At 61.0% G+C, this 18,506-nt stretch carries 17 protein-coding genes; 7 read left to right on the top strand and 10 right to left on the bottom strand.

The window, feature by feature from the left end:
• Nucleotides 1–6 precede the first annotated feature (6 nt).
• Together M5B97_RS19555 and M5B97_RS19550 are read left to right on the top strand one after the other, a co-directional pair.
• Nucleotides 7–951 carry a LysR family transcriptional regulator gene (locus M5B97_RS19555; RefSeq protein WP_248732384.1) on the top strand — a complete coding sequence of 315 codons (945 nt, stop codon included), beginning with the start codon at nt 7–9 and terminating at the stop codon, nt 949–951.
• A gap of 122 nt (nt 952–1,073) precedes the next feature.
• On the top strand, nt 1,074–2,681 hold the full coding sequence (locus tag M5B97_RS19550) for an alkaline phosphatase family protein (RefSeq protein WP_248732383.1): 1,608 nt from the start codon (nt 1,074–1,076) through the stop codon (nt 2,679–2,681).
• An 89-nt stretch (nt 2,682–2,770) separates the two neighbouring features.
• On the opposite strand, the gene M5B97_RS19545 is transcribed toward M5B97_RS19550, so the two are convergent.
• The gene (locus M5B97_RS19545) at nt 2,771–3,667 is read right to left on the bottom strand and encodes a TauD/TfdA family dioxygenase (RefSeq protein WP_248732382.1); all 897 of its coding nucleotides are present in this window, start codon (nt 3,665–3,667) and stop codon (nt 2,771–2,773) included.
• Between the two features lie 152 nt (nt 3,668–3,819).
• Here M5B97_RS19545 and M5B97_RS19540 point away from each other — a divergent pair, with 152 nt between their 5' ends.
• Nucleotides 3,820–4,740: a LysR family transcriptional regulator gene (locus M5B97_RS19540; RefSeq protein ID WP_134660326.1), complete on the top strand. Its 921-nt coding sequence runs from the start codon at nt 3,820–3,822 to the stop codon at nt 4,738–4,740.
• An 86-nt stretch (nt 4,741–4,826) separates the two neighbouring features.
• Here M5B97_RS19540 and M5B97_RS19535 read toward each other — a convergent pair whose 3' ends face one another.
• A complete protein-coding gene (locus tag M5B97_RS19535) occupies nt 4,827–5,828 on the bottom strand; it encodes an ABC transporter substrate-binding protein (RefSeq protein WP_123717035.1) in 1,002 nt (333 codons plus the stop codon).
• Between the two features lie 288 nt (nt 5,829–6,116).
• Between M5B97_RS19535 and M5B97_RS19530 the strand changes: the two genes are divergently transcribed.
• Both M5B97_RS19530 and M5B97_RS19525 read left to right on the top strand, forming a co-directional pair.
• On the top strand, nt 6,117–7,715 hold the full coding sequence (locus M5B97_RS19530; protein WP_248732381.1) for an ABC transporter permease subunit: 1,599 nt from the start codon (nt 6,117–6,119) through the stop codon (nt 7,713–7,715).
• Nucleotides 7,712–8,527: an ABC transporter ATP-binding protein gene (locus tag M5B97_RS19525; RefSeq protein WP_134660324.1), complete on the top strand. Its 816-nt coding sequence runs from the start codon at nt 7,712–7,714 to the stop codon at nt 8,525–8,527. Before M5B97_RS19530 ends, M5B97_RS19525 begins: the two co-directional genes overlap by 4 nt.
• Here M5B97_RS19525 and M5B97_RS19520 read toward each other — a convergent pair.
• Nucleotides 8,514–9,584 carry a fatty acid desaturase gene (locus M5B97_RS19520; RefSeq protein WP_248732380.1) on the bottom strand — a complete coding sequence of 357 codons (1,071 nt, stop codon included), beginning with the start codon at nt 9,582–9,584 and terminating at the stop codon, nt 8,514–8,516. The two genes, M5B97_RS19525 and M5B97_RS19520, sit on opposite strands and share 14 nt — an antisense overlap.
• 101 nt (nt 9,585–9,685) lie before the next feature.
• On the opposite strand from M5B97_RS19520, the gene M5B97_RS19515 reads away from it, so the two are divergent.
• Entirely contained in the window at nt 9,686–10,690 is a 1,005-nt protein-coding gene (locus tag M5B97_RS19515) for an AraC family transcriptional regulator (protein ID WP_123717031.1), read from the top strand.
• Here the strand turns inward: M5B97_RS19515 and M5B97_RS19510 are convergent.
• The gene (locus tag M5B97_RS19510) at nt 10,687–11,373 is read right to left on the bottom strand and encodes a Crp/Fnr family transcriptional regulator (RefSeq protein ID WP_134660322.1); all 687 of its coding nucleotides are present in this window, start codon (nt 11,371–11,373) and stop codon (nt 10,687–10,689) included. The two genes, M5B97_RS19515 and M5B97_RS19510, sit on opposite strands and share 4 nt — an antisense overlap.
• An 83-nt stretch (nt 11,374–11,456) precedes the next feature.
• On the opposite strand from M5B97_RS19510, the gene M5B97_RS19505 reads away from it, so the two are divergent.
• On the top strand, nt 11,457–11,984 hold the full coding sequence (locus M5B97_RS19505; protein ID WP_248732379.1) for an Mpo1-like protein: 528 nt from the start codon (nt 11,457–11,459) through the stop codon (nt 11,982–11,984).
• Between the two features lie 65 nt (nt 11,985–12,049).
• On the opposite strand, the gene M5B97_RS19500 is transcribed toward M5B97_RS19505, so the two are convergent.
• From M5B97_RS19500 to dibA, 6 genes are all read right to left on the bottom strand, one after another.
• Entirely contained in the window at nt 12,050–13,030 is a 981-nt protein-coding gene (locus tag M5B97_RS19500) for a sulfate ABC transporter ATP-binding protein (protein ID WP_123717028.1), read from the bottom strand.
• A 3-nt stretch (nt 13,031–13,033) separates the two neighbouring features.
• On the bottom strand, nt 13,034–13,906 hold the full coding sequence (gene cysW / locus M5B97_RS19495; protein ID WP_123717027.1) for a sulfate ABC transporter permease subunit CysW: 873 nt from the start codon (nt 13,904–13,906) through the stop codon (nt 13,034–13,036).
• Between the two features lie 13 nt (nt 13,907–13,919).
• Nucleotides 13,920–14,738, bottom strand: a complete 819-nt coding sequence (gene cysT, locus M5B97_RS19490; RefSeq protein ID WP_010214167.1) for a sulfate ABC transporter permease subunit CysT — start codon at nt 14,736–14,738, stop codon at nt 13,920–13,922.
• Between the two features lie 241 nt (nt 14,739–14,979).
• Complete coding sequence (locus tag M5B97_RS19485) at nt 14,980–15,990, bottom strand: sulfate ABC transporter substrate-binding protein (protein ID WP_248732378.1); 1,011 nt, start codon at nt 15,988–15,990, stop codon at nt 14,980–14,982.
• A gap of 66 nt (nt 15,991–16,056) precedes the next feature.
• Nucleotides 16,057–16,239, bottom strand: coding sequence for a sulfur starvation response protein OscA (oscA, locus tag M5B97_RS19480; RefSeq protein ID WP_003170956.1), 183 nt, complete (start codon nt 16,237–16,239; stop codon nt 16,057–16,059).
• Between the two features lie 238 nt (nt 16,240–16,477).
• Complete coding sequence (gene dibA / locus M5B97_RS19475) at nt 16,478–18,391, bottom strand: phosphodiesterase DibA (protein WP_248732377.1); 1,914 nt, start codon at nt 18,389–18,391, stop codon at nt 16,478–16,480.
• Nucleotides 18,392–18,506 lie beyond the last annotated feature (115 nt).

Below are 18,506 nucleotides of genomic sequence, written 5' to 3'. Positions count from 1 at the left end.
TGAAAAATGCATATCGACCTGCGCCAACTCCGCCACTTCATCGCCCTCGCCGAACACCGCAGTTTTGTTGCAGCGGCGCTGGCTGTGAACCTGTCGCAGTCGGCGCTCAGTCGCAGCATCCAGGCGCTGGAACATAGCGCCGGGTGCCAACTGGTCGACCGTGGCCGCAAGGACCTGGCGCCGACCAAACAAGGCCAGGTGCTGCTTGAACATGCGCGGCGCCTGGTCAGTGGCGCGCAGCAACTGGCCAACGAGATCAGCCAGTTCAATGGCCTGGAGGCCGGCGAACTGCGCTTCGGCTGCGGGCCGGCACCGGCTGGCGGCTTGATCCCCCGCGCCATCGGCAGTTTCATCGGGCGCTACCCCAAGGCACGCGTGCAATTCCAGGTGGATGACTGGCAAAGCCTGAACAAGCGCCTGCTCAGCGAAGAGTTCGAATTCTTCGTCGCCGACACCCGCCACTTCGAAGCCAACCCCGACTACCACACCCATCGCCTGCGCGCGCGCCGCTGGTATTTCTGCTGCCGCGCCGGCCACCCGCTGGCCGGGCAAACCAGCGTCACCGCCGCCGAGCTGATGAGTTATCCCCTGGCCGTGACCATCCGCCCGCCGAACCTGCGCAAGGTCATCGTCGACCTCAGCGGCCGCCCGGATTACCTGCCCAACGTGGAATGTGAAAACGGCTACAGCTTGATGGGTGTGGTACTGCGCTCGGATGCCATCGGTATCGTCAGTGCCAACAGCGACGTGCTGCACATGGCCCGGGGGGAATTGGTGTGTTTGACGATTGATGGGCTGGCTGAGGACTTGGAGGAGCGTTACACCCGCTATGGAATTGTCAGCCGTGCGGGGTACCGATTGTCGCCGTTGGCGGAGGCGATGATTGAGCAGATCAAGCAAATCGATGAGCTGGACGAGGATGTGTGCGCCCTGGAAAATCTCGCGATCTGATTCGCTGCTTTTGCGAATCACCCCATGCACGCCCTGCATAAAAACCATTCGCCGAATGCACTTGCCGATCACCCAGCCGAACGGCGAAAACGTAAGCCTTTCCTCCGTTCGGTGCCCTTCCCATGCCTCAGCCAAAACCCCTGCGCAACGTGCTGTACATCATGTGCGACCAACTGCGTCGCGATTACCTGTCGTGCTACGGCCATGCCCATTTGCACACTCCGAATATCGACCGTCTCGCCGCAGCCGGCGTGCGTTTCAGCCGGGCCTACACCCAGGGCACCATCTGTGGGCCGTCGCGGATGTCGGCGTACACCGGGCGCTATGTCAGCAGCCACCAAGTAGCGTGGAACGCCGTACCGCTGCCCCTGGAAGAACTGACCATCGGTGATTACCTGCGCCCTCACGGCATCCGCACCGCGCTGGTGGGCAAGACCCACGCCACGCCGAACCTGGAAGCCTTGCAGCGCCTGCATATCGACCCCGACAGCGCACAGGCCGAGCCGCTGAATGAGGTCGGCTTCGACGCCTACTTCCGACACGACGGCATCTACCCCGACAGCCCGTTATTTGCAGACAAGCGCGAGTCCGCGCCTTACACCCACTACCTGCGCGAAAAAGGCTACGACGGCACCAACCCTTGGCATGAATGGGCCAATGCCGCCGCCGGTGAAAACGGTGAGGTGCTCAGCGGCTGGAAGATGCGCAACGCCGGGCTGCCTGCGCGCGTCGCCGAAGCGCATTCGGAAACGGTCTACACCACCGACCGCGCCATCGACTTCATTCGCGAGCAAGCCGAGCAGCCGTGGTGCCTGCACCTGTCCTACATCAAGCCGCACTGGCCCTATATTGCCCCAGCGCCCTATCACGCGTTGTACGGCGCCGAGCATATCCAGGCGCCGATCCAGCCGGAGCACACCAGCGATCACCCGGTATACCAGACTTTCCGTCAGCACCAGGAGAGCGTGAATTTTTCCCGTGACGAAGTACGGCTGACGGTTATTCCAACGTACATGGGCCTGATCAAGCAGATCGACGATCAACTCGGGCGGCTGTTCGATTATTTGCAAAGCAACGGCCGCTGGGACGACACCTTGATCGTGTTCACCAGCGACCATGGCGATTTTCTCGGCGATCACTTCCTCGGTGAAAAAGAGTTCTTGCTGGAGCCGGCGGTAGGCGTCCCCTTGATTGTGCGCGACCCTCGCGCCAGCGCCGATATCACCCGGGGCTCAGTAGACGAACGCCTGGTGGAAACCATCGACGCGCTACCGACCTTCCTCGACGCCCTGGGGCTGCCTGCGGCCGACCACCGCCTCGAAGGTCGCTCGCTGATCCCGCTGTTGCACGGCGCCCCCCTGACCTGGCGCAACTACGCCATCGCCGAATACGACTACGCGTTCCAAGCGCCTGCCCGCGAACGCCTGGCGCAACCCATCGACCGCTGCCGCATGACCATGGTGCGCAGCGAACGCTGGAAGTACCTGGCGTACGACGGCTTTCGCCCACAGCTGTTCGACCTGGAAAACGACCCGCAGGAAGTGCACGACCTGGGTGCCAATCCGGCCTATGCGGCGGTGCGCGAGACGCACGTGGGTTATCTGTTTGAATGGCTGCGTGGCTTGAAGCGGCGCACCACCATCAGCCACACGGAGATCGATGTGCGTGGCCGGCAGTTCAGATACGGTGAGCCGGAGGCGGAAAAAGTGGTTCAAATCGGGGTTTGGTAGGCCCTTCGGGAGCTACAAGCTTTCAGCTTTTAGCTACAAGTAAGAGCAAGGTGGCTTTTACTTGTAGCTTGTCGCTGAAAGCTTGCCGCTCAAAGCCCCTGACTGCGCTGCCCCTGCACACTCACCGGCACGTCGCCCTTGAGGGTCACCCGGCGCACGATACGTTCCTGGGTCCCATAGTCATCCACCGCGTAATGCTGGGTGGCGCGGTTGTCCCAGATCGCCACGTCGCCAGTGTTCCAACGCCAGCGCACGGTGTTTTCCAGACGGGTGACATGGCTTTGCAGCAGGTTGAACAGCTGCGTTGAATCCGCCTGGGAATAACCTTTCAGGCGTTTGACGAAGTGTCCCAATAACAGGGTTTTCTCACCGCTGACCGGGTGCACACGCACCACCGGGTGTTCGGTTTCGTACACCGTGGAGGTGAACACCTTGCGGTATTCCTCAAGCTTTTCCGCCGACACGTCTGGCTTGCGTCCGGCGTAGTCGTATTCGTTGCTGTGCACCGCCCACAGGTTGTCGGCCAATGCACGCAGTTCGACGCCGAGGTCGTTGTAAGCGCTGGCCGTATTGGCCCACACCGTGTCGCCACCCGCCTTGGGCGCCAGCACCGAACGCAGGATCGAGGCTTTCGGGTAGGCATCGACGAAGGTCACGTCGGTGTGCCAGGAATTGGCGCGCTGGCCGCGCGTGCCGTCCAGCTCCAACAGAAAGCGCGTACCGTCACGCACCGGCACCGTCGGGTGGGCGATCGGCTCGCCGAGCAGGTGAGCGAAGGCTTCCTGGCTCTGGTCATCGAGGTGGGTCTGGTCGCGGAAGAAGATCACTTTGTACTGCACCAAGGCCTGCTGGATGGCCTCAACAGTTGCAACATCCAGATCGCCGGACAGTTTGATGCCACGAATCTCGGCCCCGATACGACCGGCGACCGGGTGAATGTCCAGTGCCTGGACGACGGGTTGAACAGCAAATGCGGCATTGCTCATGGTGACGCCCCTCTTGTGCGCTCTATCCATATGCTATTTAGGTCTAGCAAATTAATAGATGCTTCGTTGACGGAATAAGAGCTTGCATTTAAAACCTCAGCTCCCACGGTCGCAAATGCCTTCGACCTATTTTTCAGATGCCGGGAAAGCATATGGATCTTCGCCAACTTCGGTACTTCATCGCCCTCAACGAACACCGCAGTTTCGTGCGCGCGGCAGACGCCATGGGCATCACCCAACCGGCGTTCAGCCGCAGCATACAGGGGCTGGAGCAAGAGTTCGGCTGCGTGCTGGTGGACCGTGGTCACAAAGACTTGCGCCCCACGCCGGAAGGCCAGGTAGTGCTGCAACATGCCTTGAGTCTGGTGCATGGCGCTGCCCTGTTGAGCAGTGAAGTGACACGCATGACCAAGCTCGACGCCGGAGACCTGCGCTTCGGTTGCGGCCCGGCTCCAGCGGTGAAACTGGTACCCGATGCAGTGGCGCGCTTTATCACCGCCCACCCGAAAATCCGCACCAGTTTCCAGGTAGATAACTGGGAAAAACTCAGCCGCGCCCTGAGCCGTGAAGAGATCGAATTCTTTATCGCCGACATCCGCCAGTTCGAAGCCGACCCGAATTTCCAGACCCGCGCACTAACCCCCAAGCGCGGCGTCTTTTTCTGCCGCCCGGGCCACCCGTTGCTGGCCAAGGACAGCCTGTCGACCAACGACATGTTCGACTACCCGCTCGCCTCGCCACTGATCTCCCAGGGCATCCGCAAACTGCTGGCGAACCTCAGTGGGCGCATGGATTTTTCACCGAGTATCCAGACCGAGCATTTCCCTGCGCTGGTGAAGATCGTGCTGCAATCCAATGCCATTGGCGTGGGCACCGAGGAAGCGTTTGCCGAAGACATCGCCAGGGGCGCGCTGGTGCTACTGCACTGGCGCAATCTGCCGCAGAACATGGAAACCATGAGTGCGCGATGCGGCGTGGTCAGCCGCACCGGCTCGCGGTTATCACCGGCAGCTAAGGCGATGATCGAGACGCTGGTGGAGGTGGACCGCCAAGAGGTAAGTGTGGCGGTCTAAGAGCTTCATCGGAAGCAAGTCGAACCGTCGCACCGCGACGCCCGCTTGGGGAGGGGGCTTGCTCCCGTTGGCAATAGCCCAGGACCTCAGAGCCCTGCCGCCACAACGTTCGGCGCCACCCAATCACTCACCTGGAACGACTTGCGAATCAGCCGCTCCTTTGATGCCAAGTCCACCGCATCCTGCAATTTCCCAAGGAACACCGGGTCCAGGGTCGAGGGGAAAATCTCGCTGAGCTTCTGGTCCTTCAAATCGTTGGTGAGGATCACCGACGGGTAACTCGCGCGCCCCGACACCAGCTCGATGTAAGCCTGCTTGTGGTTGTCATCGGTCAACCATTGCACAGCCTGTTGTTGGGCCTTGAGCAACGTCGCCACGACCTGCGGGTGCTCGTCGACAAATTTGCCGCTGCCCACCAGCACCGCCTGGACACTGCCCGCGCCGCCCAGGTCCTTGGTGGACAAAGGTATCTCGGCCAAGCCCTTGGCCTGCAGCGCGCTGAGGCCCGAGCTGCCCCAGGTGGCATCGATCTGCCTGGCCGCCAGCGCAGCCACGGCGGCGTTGAAGTCCAAGTTGATGACCTTCAGGTCTTTTTCGCTCAAGCCTTGGCTGGCCAATGCTGCGTCAAACGACAACTGGCTGGCCGTGCCTCGAAACACCGCGACGCGCTTGCCCTTGAGGTCTTGCAGGGTCTTGATGCCCGACCCCGGCACCACGCCGAGGTAGTGCTTCACGCCACGCGCCGAGGCGCTGAGCAAACGGGTATCCAAACCATTGGAACGTCCGATGATCGCCGCCAGGTCGCCCAGGTAAGCCAGATCCACCTGACCATTGGCGAACGCTTCATTGATCACCGGGCCGGCACCCTTGAAGTAATTCCACTGGATCGTGATGCCTTGGTCAGCAAAGGCTTTTTCAAAAATCTGCTGACTGTGCAGTACGTCGGTGATGCCACCCCCGCTGTGCTGGCTGCCGGCACTCAGGTCGGGCACGGCGATACGGATTTCCTTGAGGTCGGCGGCATGCACCAGGCCGGCCAACGCGGTGCCCGCGAACAGCGTGATCAGTCGTTTGAATGGCAATTTCATAAGCGCAGCTCCTGGTGGGCGGGGGTCGCCTGGGGAGCAGAAAGTACGCACAGGCCGATCAAAACTTTAAATACTATAAATTCACAATTTAATAGCTTTTTGGACTATGCGAGCTAAAACGCAGGCTCTAGGAGGATATGCATCGACAGCATCGAAAATATTCTTCAAATGCATTGGATGCGTATTGGAGGGAAGCTTTAAATGATTTTTCTTATCCCTCAATCATATTGATTGCGCGTTTATAAGATCGAAATCACATAACGTCCTTGGCGACAACGGAGGTCCTCCATGGCCCGAATTTCACTGTTGAGCCTGCCCCTCGCAGCCCCCGCCAAAGGCGCCGCACCGCGTTGGCCGAACCTTGGCGAGCGCCTGTTGCCGTGGCTGCTGCCGCTGACTCTGTTTGCACTGTGGTGGCTGGCCAGCCGCAATCATTGGATGAGCGAACAGATCCTGCCACCGCCCTCGCTGGTGTGGAGCAGTGCAGTGGAACTGGCCAGTGGCGAGTTGTGGAGCCACCTGGCGATCAGTTTGCAACGTCTGTTCTGGGGGTTGCTGGCCGGTATCGGCATCGGGGCTCTACTGGGCGCGCTGCTGGGTTTCAGCGCGCGCGCCGAGCGCCTGGTGTTTCCCACGTTCAGTGCGCTTTCGCAGGTGCCGACCCTGGCCTGGATTCCGTTGTTCATGGTGTTTTTCGGTATCGGTGAAACCTTGAAACTGGTGGTGCTGGTGAAAGCGATCGTGGTCCCCGTCACCCTGCATACCCTGGTCGGCGTGCGCGATGCCCAGCCCGCGTTGCGTGAGGCGGCCCGTGTGTTGCGCCTGCCCAGTCACCTATTGATCCGTCGACTGATCCTGCCCGCCGCGCTGCCGGCCTTCATGGCCGGGGTGCGCCTGGCATTGGCCGCCGGCTGGACGTCGTTGCTGGCGGTGGAGCTACTGGCCTCCAGCGAAGGCATCGGCTACCTGATGGTGTGGGCACGCCAGTTATTCATGCTCGATATCGTCTTCGTATGCATCGTGGTCATCGGCGTGCTGGGCGTGGCGATGGACCGCGGCGTCGGCTGGCTGGACCGCCTCTGGGTGCACTGGCCCCACCCGGCCACCGCACAGATCCGCCGCGGGCCACGTTATACCGGCTGGCAACGCCTGCAACCGTGGCTGTTGCCGCTCCTGTTGCTGGCGTTGTGGCAAGTGGCGACGCAACAGGCGTGGGTAGACCCGAACATTCTGGTCAGCCCCTGGACCGTGCTGCACAGCGCAATCGCCGGGGTACTGGATGGCAGCTTGAGCGCAGCCTTGGGTAAAAGCCTGGGGCGCACGCTGGGCGGGCTGCTGCTGGGCGGCGGACTGGGCTTTGCAATGGGCCTTTGGCTGGGCTTGTCGCACCGCAGTGAACGGGTGCTCGGCCCGTCCTTGGCCGCGCTGCGCCAGATCGCGATTTTCGCCTGGGTGCCGCTAATTACCGCCTGGTTCGGGCTGGGGGAATGGGCCAAATCGGTATTTATCGCCCTGGCGGCATTTTTTCCGCTGTTTATTGCCACTCAACGCAGCGTCCTGAACCTGTCACCGCAACTGCGCGAAGCCGCACAGGTGCTGCGCCTGAACCTGTTCCAACGCCTGCACCGCCTGGTGTTGCCGGGGGCGGCGACGGGCATCTTCGCCGGCCTGCGCCTGAGCCTGATTTACGCCTGGCTGGGCACCATCGGCGCGGAGTATTTCATGCCCTCCAACGGCGGCATCGGCAGCCTGATGATCGGCGCCCAACAACTGCTGCGCATGGACCTGATCATGAGCGGCATGTTGCTGGTCGGCCTCACCGGCGCCACTCTCAACCTGATCGGCCAACGCATCGAAACCCGCGCCACCCGCTGGAGACACGTATGAACGCACCTATCGTCAGCTTCAACCATGTGGGCAAGAGTTTTGACGTCGACGGCTTCGAGTTGGAAGCCATTCGCGAATTCAACCTGGACATTGCCGAAGGCGAGTTTGTGGCGATTGTGGGTTCCAGCGGTTGCGGCAAGTCCACCCTGCTGCGCCTGTTGGTAGGGCTCGACACACAGTTTCGCGGCGAGATCCAGGTCGACGGTAAAGCCGTGACCGGCATCGGTGGTGAACGCGGCATCGTGTTCCAGGAACACCGCCTGTTCCCCTGGCTGACAGTGGCGCAAAACATCGGCCTGGGCCTGGTCAACGAAGCGCTAAGCGAGGCTGAGCGCAACCGGCGCATCAGCGACTTTATCGCGCTGGTCGGCCTGGCTGACTTCAGCCGGGCCTATCCCCACCAGTTGTCCGGCGGCATGGCGCAACGGGTCGCCATCGCCCGCGGGCTGGTGGCCAGCCCGCGCATCCTGTTGCTGGACGAACCGTTCGGCGCCCTGGATGCACTGACCCGTCAACAGATGCAGGACGAGTTACTGGCCATCCGCAGCCGCGCCAGAATCACCACGGTGCTGGTGACCCACGATGTGGAAGAAGCGATTTTCCTCGCCGACCGCGTAGTGGTAATGGAGCCACGGCCTGGGCGGATCAAGCGGGTGGTGGACATCGCCCTGCCCCATCCGCGCCAGCGCAGCAGCTTCGAATTCCACCAACTGCGCGAAGAGCTGTTGCATGAACTGACCAGCGACGGTCACTACCAGCCGCCCGTGCGCGAACAGATTCGCGACCTGCCCCTGGCCTTTATTGCTTGCTGAAAGACAGCGCGGCGTCGGGTTGCTCGTGGCGCTCAAAACGATTGGCCCGGGCAAACGTGCCGAAGTCATTGAAGCGCACGCCCATCTCGGCCATGACTTTGTGCGCCACTTTGGCCGTCATCTGGCGGATGTAAAACGGCTCCTTCACCACGAAATGGTGGATGCCATGGGTGCTGCCGAAGTTAAAGCAGAACGCCTGCAAGGGCCATAACCACCACGGGTTCAACACCTGGGTCTGCTGGATCACATTGCCCAGTTCCACATCACCGTAGTAGTGCATGTTAGAGCTGACGAAGTGCAGGCAGAAGGTGCGCAGCACATTGGGACCGATGATCACCACGGCGGCGATGTCGATCACCTGCATCATCTGCAAAGTACCGCCGGACCACTCAATCGGCGTGCCCAGCAGGCCGGCAATGCCGTTGGCGGCATGGAAACCCAGGAACACATACCATGCGCCCCAATGCAGTAGCGCCAGCGGTGCGTAAACCAGCAACGAGCGCTTCAGGATCTTGAATTTATGGCTCCAGGTCTTGGCCCGCAGCATGCGGATAAACGCTGACATCACGTTATCGCCCACCATCAGCAACCGCGCCAGCCCCCAGGGCTCGCCGTTGGTGATCGCGCGTTCTTCCATATCGGTTTCGGTGCCGGAAACCTTATGGTGGTTGAGGTGCAGGTGCCGGCGTATCCACGGGTTGATCGTGCTCGGCCGGGCCAGCCACACCAGGCCCATCATCAGGTTGTGGGGCAAGCGCTGCTTGCGAAAGTACATGCTGTGGATCAGGTCGTGTTCCAGCTCATGGGTCAATGAGGCGAGAAAGGCATTGAGCAACAGGCATACCCACCAGGCCATGTGCCCGGTGATATAGAGCGCCGCCGAACCCAGCATGCCGACCAGCGCAAACGCCAGGATGCCTGCACCCAGTGCATCCTGATGCAGCAACCAGGGGTGCTGCTGACGCAGTCGGGCACCCTCGGCCAGCACGACTTCACGGATGTGCGCCGACCGTTGCTGTGCATTCATCTGTTGGGGACTTGCAGAAGTACCGTCCATGCTTCCATCCTCTTGTGTACGGATAGATGCATCCTGGCCCAAGCGGTGCGCCAGGGCATCAGCCCCACACGCCAATTTGTTGACCGCAAGCGCCAATCGCCATGACCGAACCCACCTCACTCGCCAGCTGGACCCGCGCCCTGCGCAAGCAGCTCGACGCATTGGGCCTCGACAGCGTCGCGTTGTGCGTGGAAGCCGGGCTCGACCCGCAGCAAATGGACGACCCCAATGCGCGCTACCCACTGTCGGCCACCACCCGCTTGTGGGAACTGGCGGTGCAGGCCAGCGGCGATCCAGCGATTGGCTTGCGGGTGTCGCGGTTTGTCAGCCCCACCACATTCCATGCGCTGGGTTATGCGCTGGTGGCCAGCGGCAGCTTGCGCGAGGTATTCGAGCGCATCGTGCGCTATCACCAAGTGGTCAGCGACGCCTTGACCCTGGAGTTAAGCGGCGATGGCGAGCGCTACCGCTTCCGTCTGTTGCAACCGCCAGGCAGCCCGGCGCCGGCGTTCGAAGCCATCGATGCATTCGCGGCGATCTACGTGCGCACCTGCCGCAATCGCCTGGGCCGTGAATACGCACCACTGGCGGTGCACCTGCGACGACCCGAGCCGGCCGACGCCAAGCCATGGCATACGGTGTTTCGCGCACCGGTGTTTTTCGGCGCAGCAGAAGACCGCCTGGAATTCGCCGCCCAGGACTTCGACAGCCACCTGGACGATGCCAACCCCGAGCTGGCCGAGCATAACGAAACCGTGCTCAAGCGAACCCTCGCCCAACTGCAACCGCTGACCTGGGAGCGCAAGGTACGTGCGTCCATCGAGGCGCAACTGCCCGACGGAGAACCCAGCGCAGAACGTGTCGCTCAAGCGCTGCACCTGAGCCTGCGCAGCTTGCAGCGCCATCTGGCGGATGAGGGCTGTCGGTTCGATACCTTGCTCAACGAGTGCCGCGAGAACCTGGCGTTGTTGCACCTGCGCGACCCGCAGTGTTCATTGGCGGAAATCAGCCATTTGCTGGGGTTTGCCGACACCAGCAGTTTCAATCGGGCGTTCAAGCGCTGGACGGGAATGACGCCGGGGCAGTTTCGCGACAGCTTACGCTAGGTGTGCGCTGCCTCACGCAGCCGCTGTAGATCGAGGACCTCGATTTCGCCATAACCCAAACGCACCACACCTTGAGCTTGCAAGTCCTTGAGCAGCGCATTGGCCGTCTGGCGCGACAGGCTCAACATCGCCGCGAGGTCTTCCTGGGGCAGTTGCAGCACGCGCCGTGAGTGCTCGTTGTCACCGTACCCTTCAACGATCATCAATAAACGGTGGGCCAGGCGTACCGAGGCCGGCATGAGGCTCAGTTGTTCGAGGCCGATAAAACTCAGGCGCAGCTTCTGGCTCATCAGCAAGGCCAGGTCGCGCCAGTACCGGGGTGTTTCATCGAGGATATTCAACAGCGCCTGCTGCGGCACCTGCAACAGTGTGCAGGGCCCGACGGCGCAGGCATCGTGGGTGCGCGGCAGGCCGTCGAACAGGCAAATTTCGCCGAACCAGTAGGGCGGCTCCACCAGGCTCAAGAGGGCCTCCTTGCCCTGTTCATTGACCGCGCTGATGCGCAGGCTGCCATCGAGCACCGCATACAGGCCGCAAGGTGGGTCGCCGCGCTTGAACAGGTATTGCCCGGCCTCCAGCTGTCGCTGCCGGGCATGGGCCAGCAGGCTATGCTGAAAAGACCCAGGCAGATGGCTGAACCAATGCCCACCGGCCAGCCGTGAGTGCCATTGCGCTGTGTCCATGCAAACTCCGAAGATTGTCGGCCAACTGACAGTCAGTCGCTGGCTGACAGGGCATGATCAAACATCCTACAGGAGGAACAATAATGAAAAGCCTCGTCGATCACCTCAGTCAATACGCCGCCTACCATCGCGACCCGCGCAATATCGCCAGCCACTTTATTGGCATCCCGCTGATTGTGGTGGCAGTTGCCGTGCTGCTGTCACGCCCCGAATGGGCCGTGGGCGGGCTGCGACTATCGCCAGCGGTGTTGCTGGGGCTGTTCTCGGCATGGTTTTACCTGCGCCTGGAACTGGCGCTGGGGCTGTTGATGACGGTGCTGATGGGCTTGTCGGTGTGGGCCGGGCATGCACTCGCCGCGCAGAGCACGGCGGTGTGGCTGGGCAGTGGCGTCGGAATGTTTGTGGTGGGTTGGGTGATTCAGTTTGTCGGGCACTACTACGAAGGCCGCAAGCCCGCGTTTGTGGATGACGTGTCAGGGCTGATCGTCGGGCCATTGTTTGTGGTGGCGGAGCTGGCGTTTCTGCTGGGGCTGCGCCATGGCCTCAAGCAACAGATCGAAGAGCGTTCAGGCCCCGTAGCGCGCCGTGATCTGAAGCCCGGCGAAGCCTGAATGTGGGAGGCGAGCATGCCCCCCTCCCACATTGTTTCCACTTCACATCGGGTTTCGCGTTGCGCTTAGGCCTTTTGCCAGACCTTGGGTTTGAAGAACAAGGTCTCGCCCCGTGCCAGGCCGGTCAGGCTGTCGTGGTCCTTCACCACCTCGGCCTCGATCAGCTCACTCTGGCCTTCGACTTTCAGCGTCACCCGCGTAGTCGCGCCCAGCGGGCGGATATCACGCACTTCTGCCGCATGGTGATCTTCCAGTTCATGGCGCGACAATGACACTTCATGCGGGCGAAACAACACGTGCTTGTCCTCACCCAGGTGCAGGCGGTTGGAGTCCCCCAGGAAGTGGTACACAAAGTCGCTGGCCGGATTTTCGTAGACGTCACCCGGTGAGCCGATCTGCTCGATCACGCCTTTGTTCATCACTACGATGCGGTCGGCGACTTCCATGGCCTCTTCCTGGTCGTGGGTCACGAACACCGACGTCAGGTTGATGTCTTCGTGCAGGCGCGCCAGCCAGCGGCGCAGTTCCTTGCGCACCTTGGCGTCGAGGGCGCCGAAAGGTTCATCCAGCAGCAGCACCTTGGGCTCCACCGCCAGGGCGCGGGCCAGGGCGATACGCTGGCGCTGGCCACCGGACAGTTGTTCCGGGTAGCGATCGGACAGCCAATCCAGTTGCACCATGTTCAGCAGTTCGTGCACCTTGCTCGCGATCTGGCTTTCAGTCGGGCGCTGGTTTTTCGGTTTCATGCGCAGGCCGAAGGCGACGTTGTCGAACACGGTCATGTGGCGGAACAACGCGTAGTGCTGGAATACGAAGCCGACGTTGCGATCACGCACGTCGTGGCCGGATACGTCTTCACCGTGAAACACGATATTGCCGGCGTCCGGGGTTTCGAGACCGGCGATGATGCGCAACAAGGTGGTCTTGCCGCAGCCGGACGGGCCCAGCAACGCCACCAGCTCGCCACTCTGGATGTCCAGATTGATGCTGTTCAGGGCCTTGAAGGCATTGAAGTTCTTGCTGACATTACGGACTTCGATCGACATGACTTATTCCTCACCGGCGCTGTTGCGCAGGCGGTTGATACGGTTCTCGCTCCACTGCTTGAGCAGCAGGATAAAGAGCGCCAGGATCAGCAACAGGCTGGCCACCGCAAACGCGGCAACGTGGTTGTATTCGTTGTAGAGAATCTCGACATGCAGCGGCAAGGTGTTGGTCACGCCGCGAATGTGGCCGGACACCACCGACACTGCGCCGAACTCACCCATGGCCCGTGCGGTACACAGCACCACGCCGTAGATCAGGCCCCACTTGATGTTCGGCACGGTGACATGCCAGAACATCTGCCAGCCATTGGCGCCCAGCAGGCGCGCGGCTTCTTCTTCCTGGGTGCCCTGCTCCTGCATCAGCGGGATCAGCTCACGGGCCACGAAGGGCACGGTGACGAAGATGGTCGCCAATACGATGCCGGGCAAGGCGAACACAATCTGGATGTCGTGGTCCTGCAACCACGGGCCAAAAAAGCCCTGGGCGCCGAACATCAGCACATACACCAGGCCCGCGATTACCGGCGACACCGAGAACGGCAAATCGATGAGCGTCACCAGGATGCTCTTGCCACGGAACGAGTATTTGCTCACGCACCACGCGGCGCTGACGCCGAACACCAGGTTGAGCGGCACCGAAATCACCACGGCGATCACCGTGAGTTTCAAGGCTGACAGCGCGTCGGGTTCGAGGATGGCGGTGAAGAACGCGCCGAGGCCGTTTTTCAGGCCCTGGGTCACCACGATAAACAGCGGCAACAGCAAGAACAGCGCGAACACCAGCCAGCCAAGGCCGATCAGGATACGGCGCGAGGCAGCACTGCCACGACGGGCAGCGTTGGCCGAGGACGCGGCGGAAATAGACGATTGGGACATGTTCCGCGCCTCCTTATGGACGTTCGATACGCCGCTGCAACAAGTTGATCAGCAGCAGCAGGACAAAGGAAACCACCAGCATCAGCACACCGATGGAGGTGGCGCCGCGGTAGTCGTACTGGTCGAGCTTGACCATGATCAGCAAGGGCAGGATCTCGGTTTTCATCGGCATGTTGCCGGCAATGAAGATCACCGAACCGTACTCCCCGACGCCACGGGCAAACGCCAGCGCGAAACCGGTCAACCAGGCGGGCAGCAACGCGGGCACCAGGATGTGGCGGAACACCTGCAACGGTTTGGCCCCCAGGCAGGCAGCGGCTTCTTCGACTTCCCGAGGGATATCGGCCAGTACCGGCTGCACCGTACGCACCACGAACGGCAACGTGACGAAGGTCAGCGCCAGGGTGATACCCAACGGGGTGTAGGCGATCTTGAAGCCAAGGTCCGCGGCGAACTGGCCGACCAGGCCATTAGGCGTGTACAGCGCAGTCAGCGCGATACCGGCCACGGCGGTGGGCAGGGCGAATGGCAGGTCGATCATCGCATCGATGATCTTGCGCCCGGGGAAGGTGTAACGCACCAGCACCCAGGCCAGCAGCGTGCCGATCACGCCGTTGATCAATGCGGCGTACAGCGCGGTGCTGAAGCTGAGTTGCAACGCCGCCAGCACGCGCGGTGCGGAAATGATGTTCCAGAACTGATCCCAGGTGAGTTGAGCGGCGTGTACAAACATCGCCGCGAGGGGGATGAGTACGATCAGGCTGAGGTACACCACGGTGTAGCCCAGCGTCAGCCCGAAGCCGGGTATGACGGGGGAGATACGACGCGACATAAGAGTCCTTGGTTAAAGGGTAAAAACCACTGTAGAAGCTAGCCGGGCCTGCAAAAGTAGCCAACTGTGGCGAGGGAGCTTGCTCCCGTTGGAGTGCGAAGCGCTCCCAAATCGGTTTGCGCGTTGCATCAGATGCAACTCGGTCGCCTGGTTTGGGGCTGCTACGCAACCCAACGGGAGCAAGCTCCCTCGCCACAGTAAAAACCTTGCCGGAAAAGCGGGCTCCTACGGGGAGTTCGGCTTACTGCGCCGTGTAGATCTGGTCGAACACGCCACCGTCGTTGAAGAATTTCGGTTGGGCAGTTTTCCAGCCGCCGAAGTCTTTGTCGATAGTCACCAGGTCCAGTTTCGGGAACTGCTGGGCGTATTTGGCGGCGATTTTCTCATCGCGTGGGCGGTAGAAGTTCTTCGCCGCAATCTCCTGGCCGGCCGGGCTGTACAGGTGTTTGAGGTATTCGGTGGCGATCTCGGTGTTGCCCTTTTTCTCGGCGTTCTTATCGACCACGGCCACCGGCGGCTCCGCGAGGATCGACAGGGACGGCACGACGATATCGAACTTGTCGGCGCCGCCGTCTTCTTTCAACGCCAGGAACGCCTCGTTTTCCCAGGCCAACAACACATCGCCCTGACCGTTGTTGACGAAGGTGATGGTCGAACCGCGCGCGCCGGTATCCAACACAGGCACGTGCTTGAACAGCTCCTTCACATATTCCTGGGCCTTGGCTTCACTGCCGCCTGATTTGAGGCCGTAGGCCCAGGCGGCGAGGAAGTTCCAGCGTGCACCGCCGGAGGTTTTCGGGTTGGGTGTGATCACCGAGACATCTTTCTTGATCAGGTCGCCCCAGTCCTTGATGCCTTTAGGGTTGCCCTTGCGCACCAGGAACACGATGGTCGAGGTGTACGGGGTGCTGGCGTTCGGCAGGCGGGTTTGCCAGTTCTCCGGCAGGGTCTTGCCCAGCTTGGCAATTTCGTCGATATCGCCGGCCAGGGCCAGGGTCACCACGTCGGCGCGCAGGCCGTCGATCACCGCCCGGCCTTGCTTGCCCGAACCACCGTGGGATTGCTGGATCTTGACGTTGTCACCTGGGTGGGACTGTTTCCAGAATTGGGTGAACTCAGCGTTGTAGTCCTGGTACAGCTCACGAGTCGGATCGTACGAGACGTTGAGCAACTCGTAGTCCTTGGCAACAGCGGAACCGGCAAATACGGCACTGGTCAAGGCGGCCAGGGCATAACGGCGAATCGACGACATAGAAGGCTCCTGAAATTCGGGGTGTTGGCTTTTTCTTATAGTTGCGGGGTCTATCGCCGTTCTGGCTTAGCTCGGTTTGTTACCCGGGTTCTGCAGACGGAATTTTTCCTTGCGTTCGATCTGCACCACCTGGGCGTTATGCACGGTGATTTCTACCGCGCCAAACCGCAGATCGCGCAGGGCGCTCTGGATCTCACGCAAAATGGCTGCTTCGTCCTGGCCGTCGACGCTACGTAGAGATGCGCTCATGATTTCGCTCCTGAAATAAATAGTGCCTGGCAGTGGCGGCACTGCTTGCGGCGTGAGAGCGATAGTAGATAAGCGCGGATATTCTTAAAAATACTATTTAAGAATGTTTATATAACTAGAAAGAATTTTCTGACGATACGCGCAGTTGCGCGTTTTTCTTGTGCCTGTGCGCCGAAACAAGGCCCTGCAAAGTTCCAGACATGGGAGGGGCTTACCCCCTCTCACCTTTGATTGCAGTTCAGATGTGAATGGTCGGCGCCCTCGCCCAATCAATCTCCTGCGCCGGCATCGGCCGCCCAAACCAATACCCCTGCCCCATATCGCAGGCCTGCTCCAACAAGAACCTTGCCTGCTCCACCTGCTCAATCCCTTCGGCATGCACTTGCATGCCCATGCTTTTCGCCAGGGCGATCACCACGCGCACAATTGCCGCGTCGTCTTCATCCCACGGCAACCCGGCGACAAAGCCCTGGTCAATCTTGAGCTTCTGCACCGGCAGGCGCTTGAGGCGCAGCAACGAGGAGTAGCCGGTGCCAAAATCATCGATGGCCAGGCGCAACCCCAGCTCGCGCAGGCGGTGCAGTTGCTCCAGGGCGACTTCAGGGTCATCCATCACCGCACTTTCCGTGACTTCCAGCTCCAGGAACGCCGGGGCCAGGCCGGTGGTATGCAGAACCTGGGCGACTTGTTCATACAGTTCGCGTCGGGCGAACAAGCGGCTGGACACGTTGACCGCAATAAAACTCAGCGGCACCCCCTCGGCCAGCCATTGGCACATCTGGCGACAGGCGTGGTGCATCACCCAGGCGTCGATCTCGGCTATCAGGCCGGTACGTTCAGCGATGGGAATAAACTCCCCCGGCGGCACAAGGCCGCGCTCCGGATGCTGCCAGCGGACCAGGGCTTCGACACCGACCAGGCGGCCGTTATGCAGGTCATGTACCGGTTGGTAGTAGACACGCAACTCTTGCTGATCAAGGGCGCGGCGCAATTCGCTGGCGATTTCCACCCGATACTGGGCGTGCGCGGTGAGTTCTTCGGTGTACAGCGCGTAGCCTTCGCGCCCAATGCTTTTGGCCTTGAACAGTGCCGAATCGGCATTGCGCAGCAGTTGTTCGGCGCTGAGGGCGTCGCTGGGAAACAGGCTGATACCAATGCTGGCACTGATAAACAGCTGGTTGCCATCAAACACAAACGGCTCTTTCATCGCCTCGAGCATTCTCTGGGCCAATGCCGCCGCCTGGACCACCTGTGGACAACTCTCCACCAACACGGCGAACTCATCCCCGCCGAGGCGCGCCAAGGTCACGCCGGGGCCGAACAGACCTGTCAGGCGCTCACCCACCGCCTTGAGCAACTGATCGCCGGTCGTGTGGCCAAGGCTGTCGTTGATGATCTTGAAGTGGTCCAGGTCCATCAACAGCAACGCGCAGCCGCGTTTGTGTATTTGCGCCGAAGCCAGTGCCTGTTCCGCACGGTCGGTGAAGAGCAGGCGGTTGGGCAGGCCGGTCAGCGGATCGTGATGGGCCAGGTGGGCCAGTTCGTGCTCGGAATCCTTGATGGCGCTGATATCGGAAAATACCGCCACGTAATGACTGGCTTTGCCGTGGTCGTCACGGATCACGCGGATGGTTTGCCACTGTGGATAAATCTCACCACTTTTACGCCGGTTCCAGATTTCGCCGCTCCATTCGTCGGTGCGCTCCAGGGTCTTGAACATCTGCTGGTAGAAATTCGATGAATGGCGCCCCGACTTGAACAGGCTCGGCTGCTTGCCCATGACGTCTTCGCGGCTATAGCCGGTGATCGCCATAAAGGCCCGGTTGACGTGCACGATCAACCCCTGGGCATCAGTGACCAGAACCCCTTCGCGGGTGCAATCGAACACCGCGGCAGCCTGTTGCAGGCGCTCGCGGTTCTCTTTCAAGGGCTGCTGCACCTGATGCGTACGGGCAAAACGTAGGCAAATCAGGTAAATCGCCAGCGCACTCAAGGCCACCCACACATAGCCGCGCGCCTGCAGCCAACGTCCCAACTCCCAAGGGTCATCGAGAAAGTTGATCAATAAATGGTTGCTGAGCTGGAGCCACACAATGGAAACCAGCAGGTATACCAGCCCCGCACGTAGGGCACCTCGGTATGAAAACAGCATATGATCAGTAATCCTTACCAAAAAAACAGAATCGCCCTACAAAGGCTGCGGATTATAGAATAAGAAACATCCAGTCACTCCTATCTGAAACGGTGGCTGGTTTTCTCTGTTGGCT

The organism is Pseudomonas sp. MWU13-2517 (assembly GCF_023242545.1).
In the GTDB taxonomy this organism is placed as follows: Bacteria; Pseudomonadota; Gammaproteobacteria; order Pseudomonadales; family Pseudomonadaceae; genus Aquipseudomonas.
The sequence above is the reverse complement of the archived record's forward strand: the minus strand, read 5'-3'. Positions and strand labels throughout refer to the sequence as shown.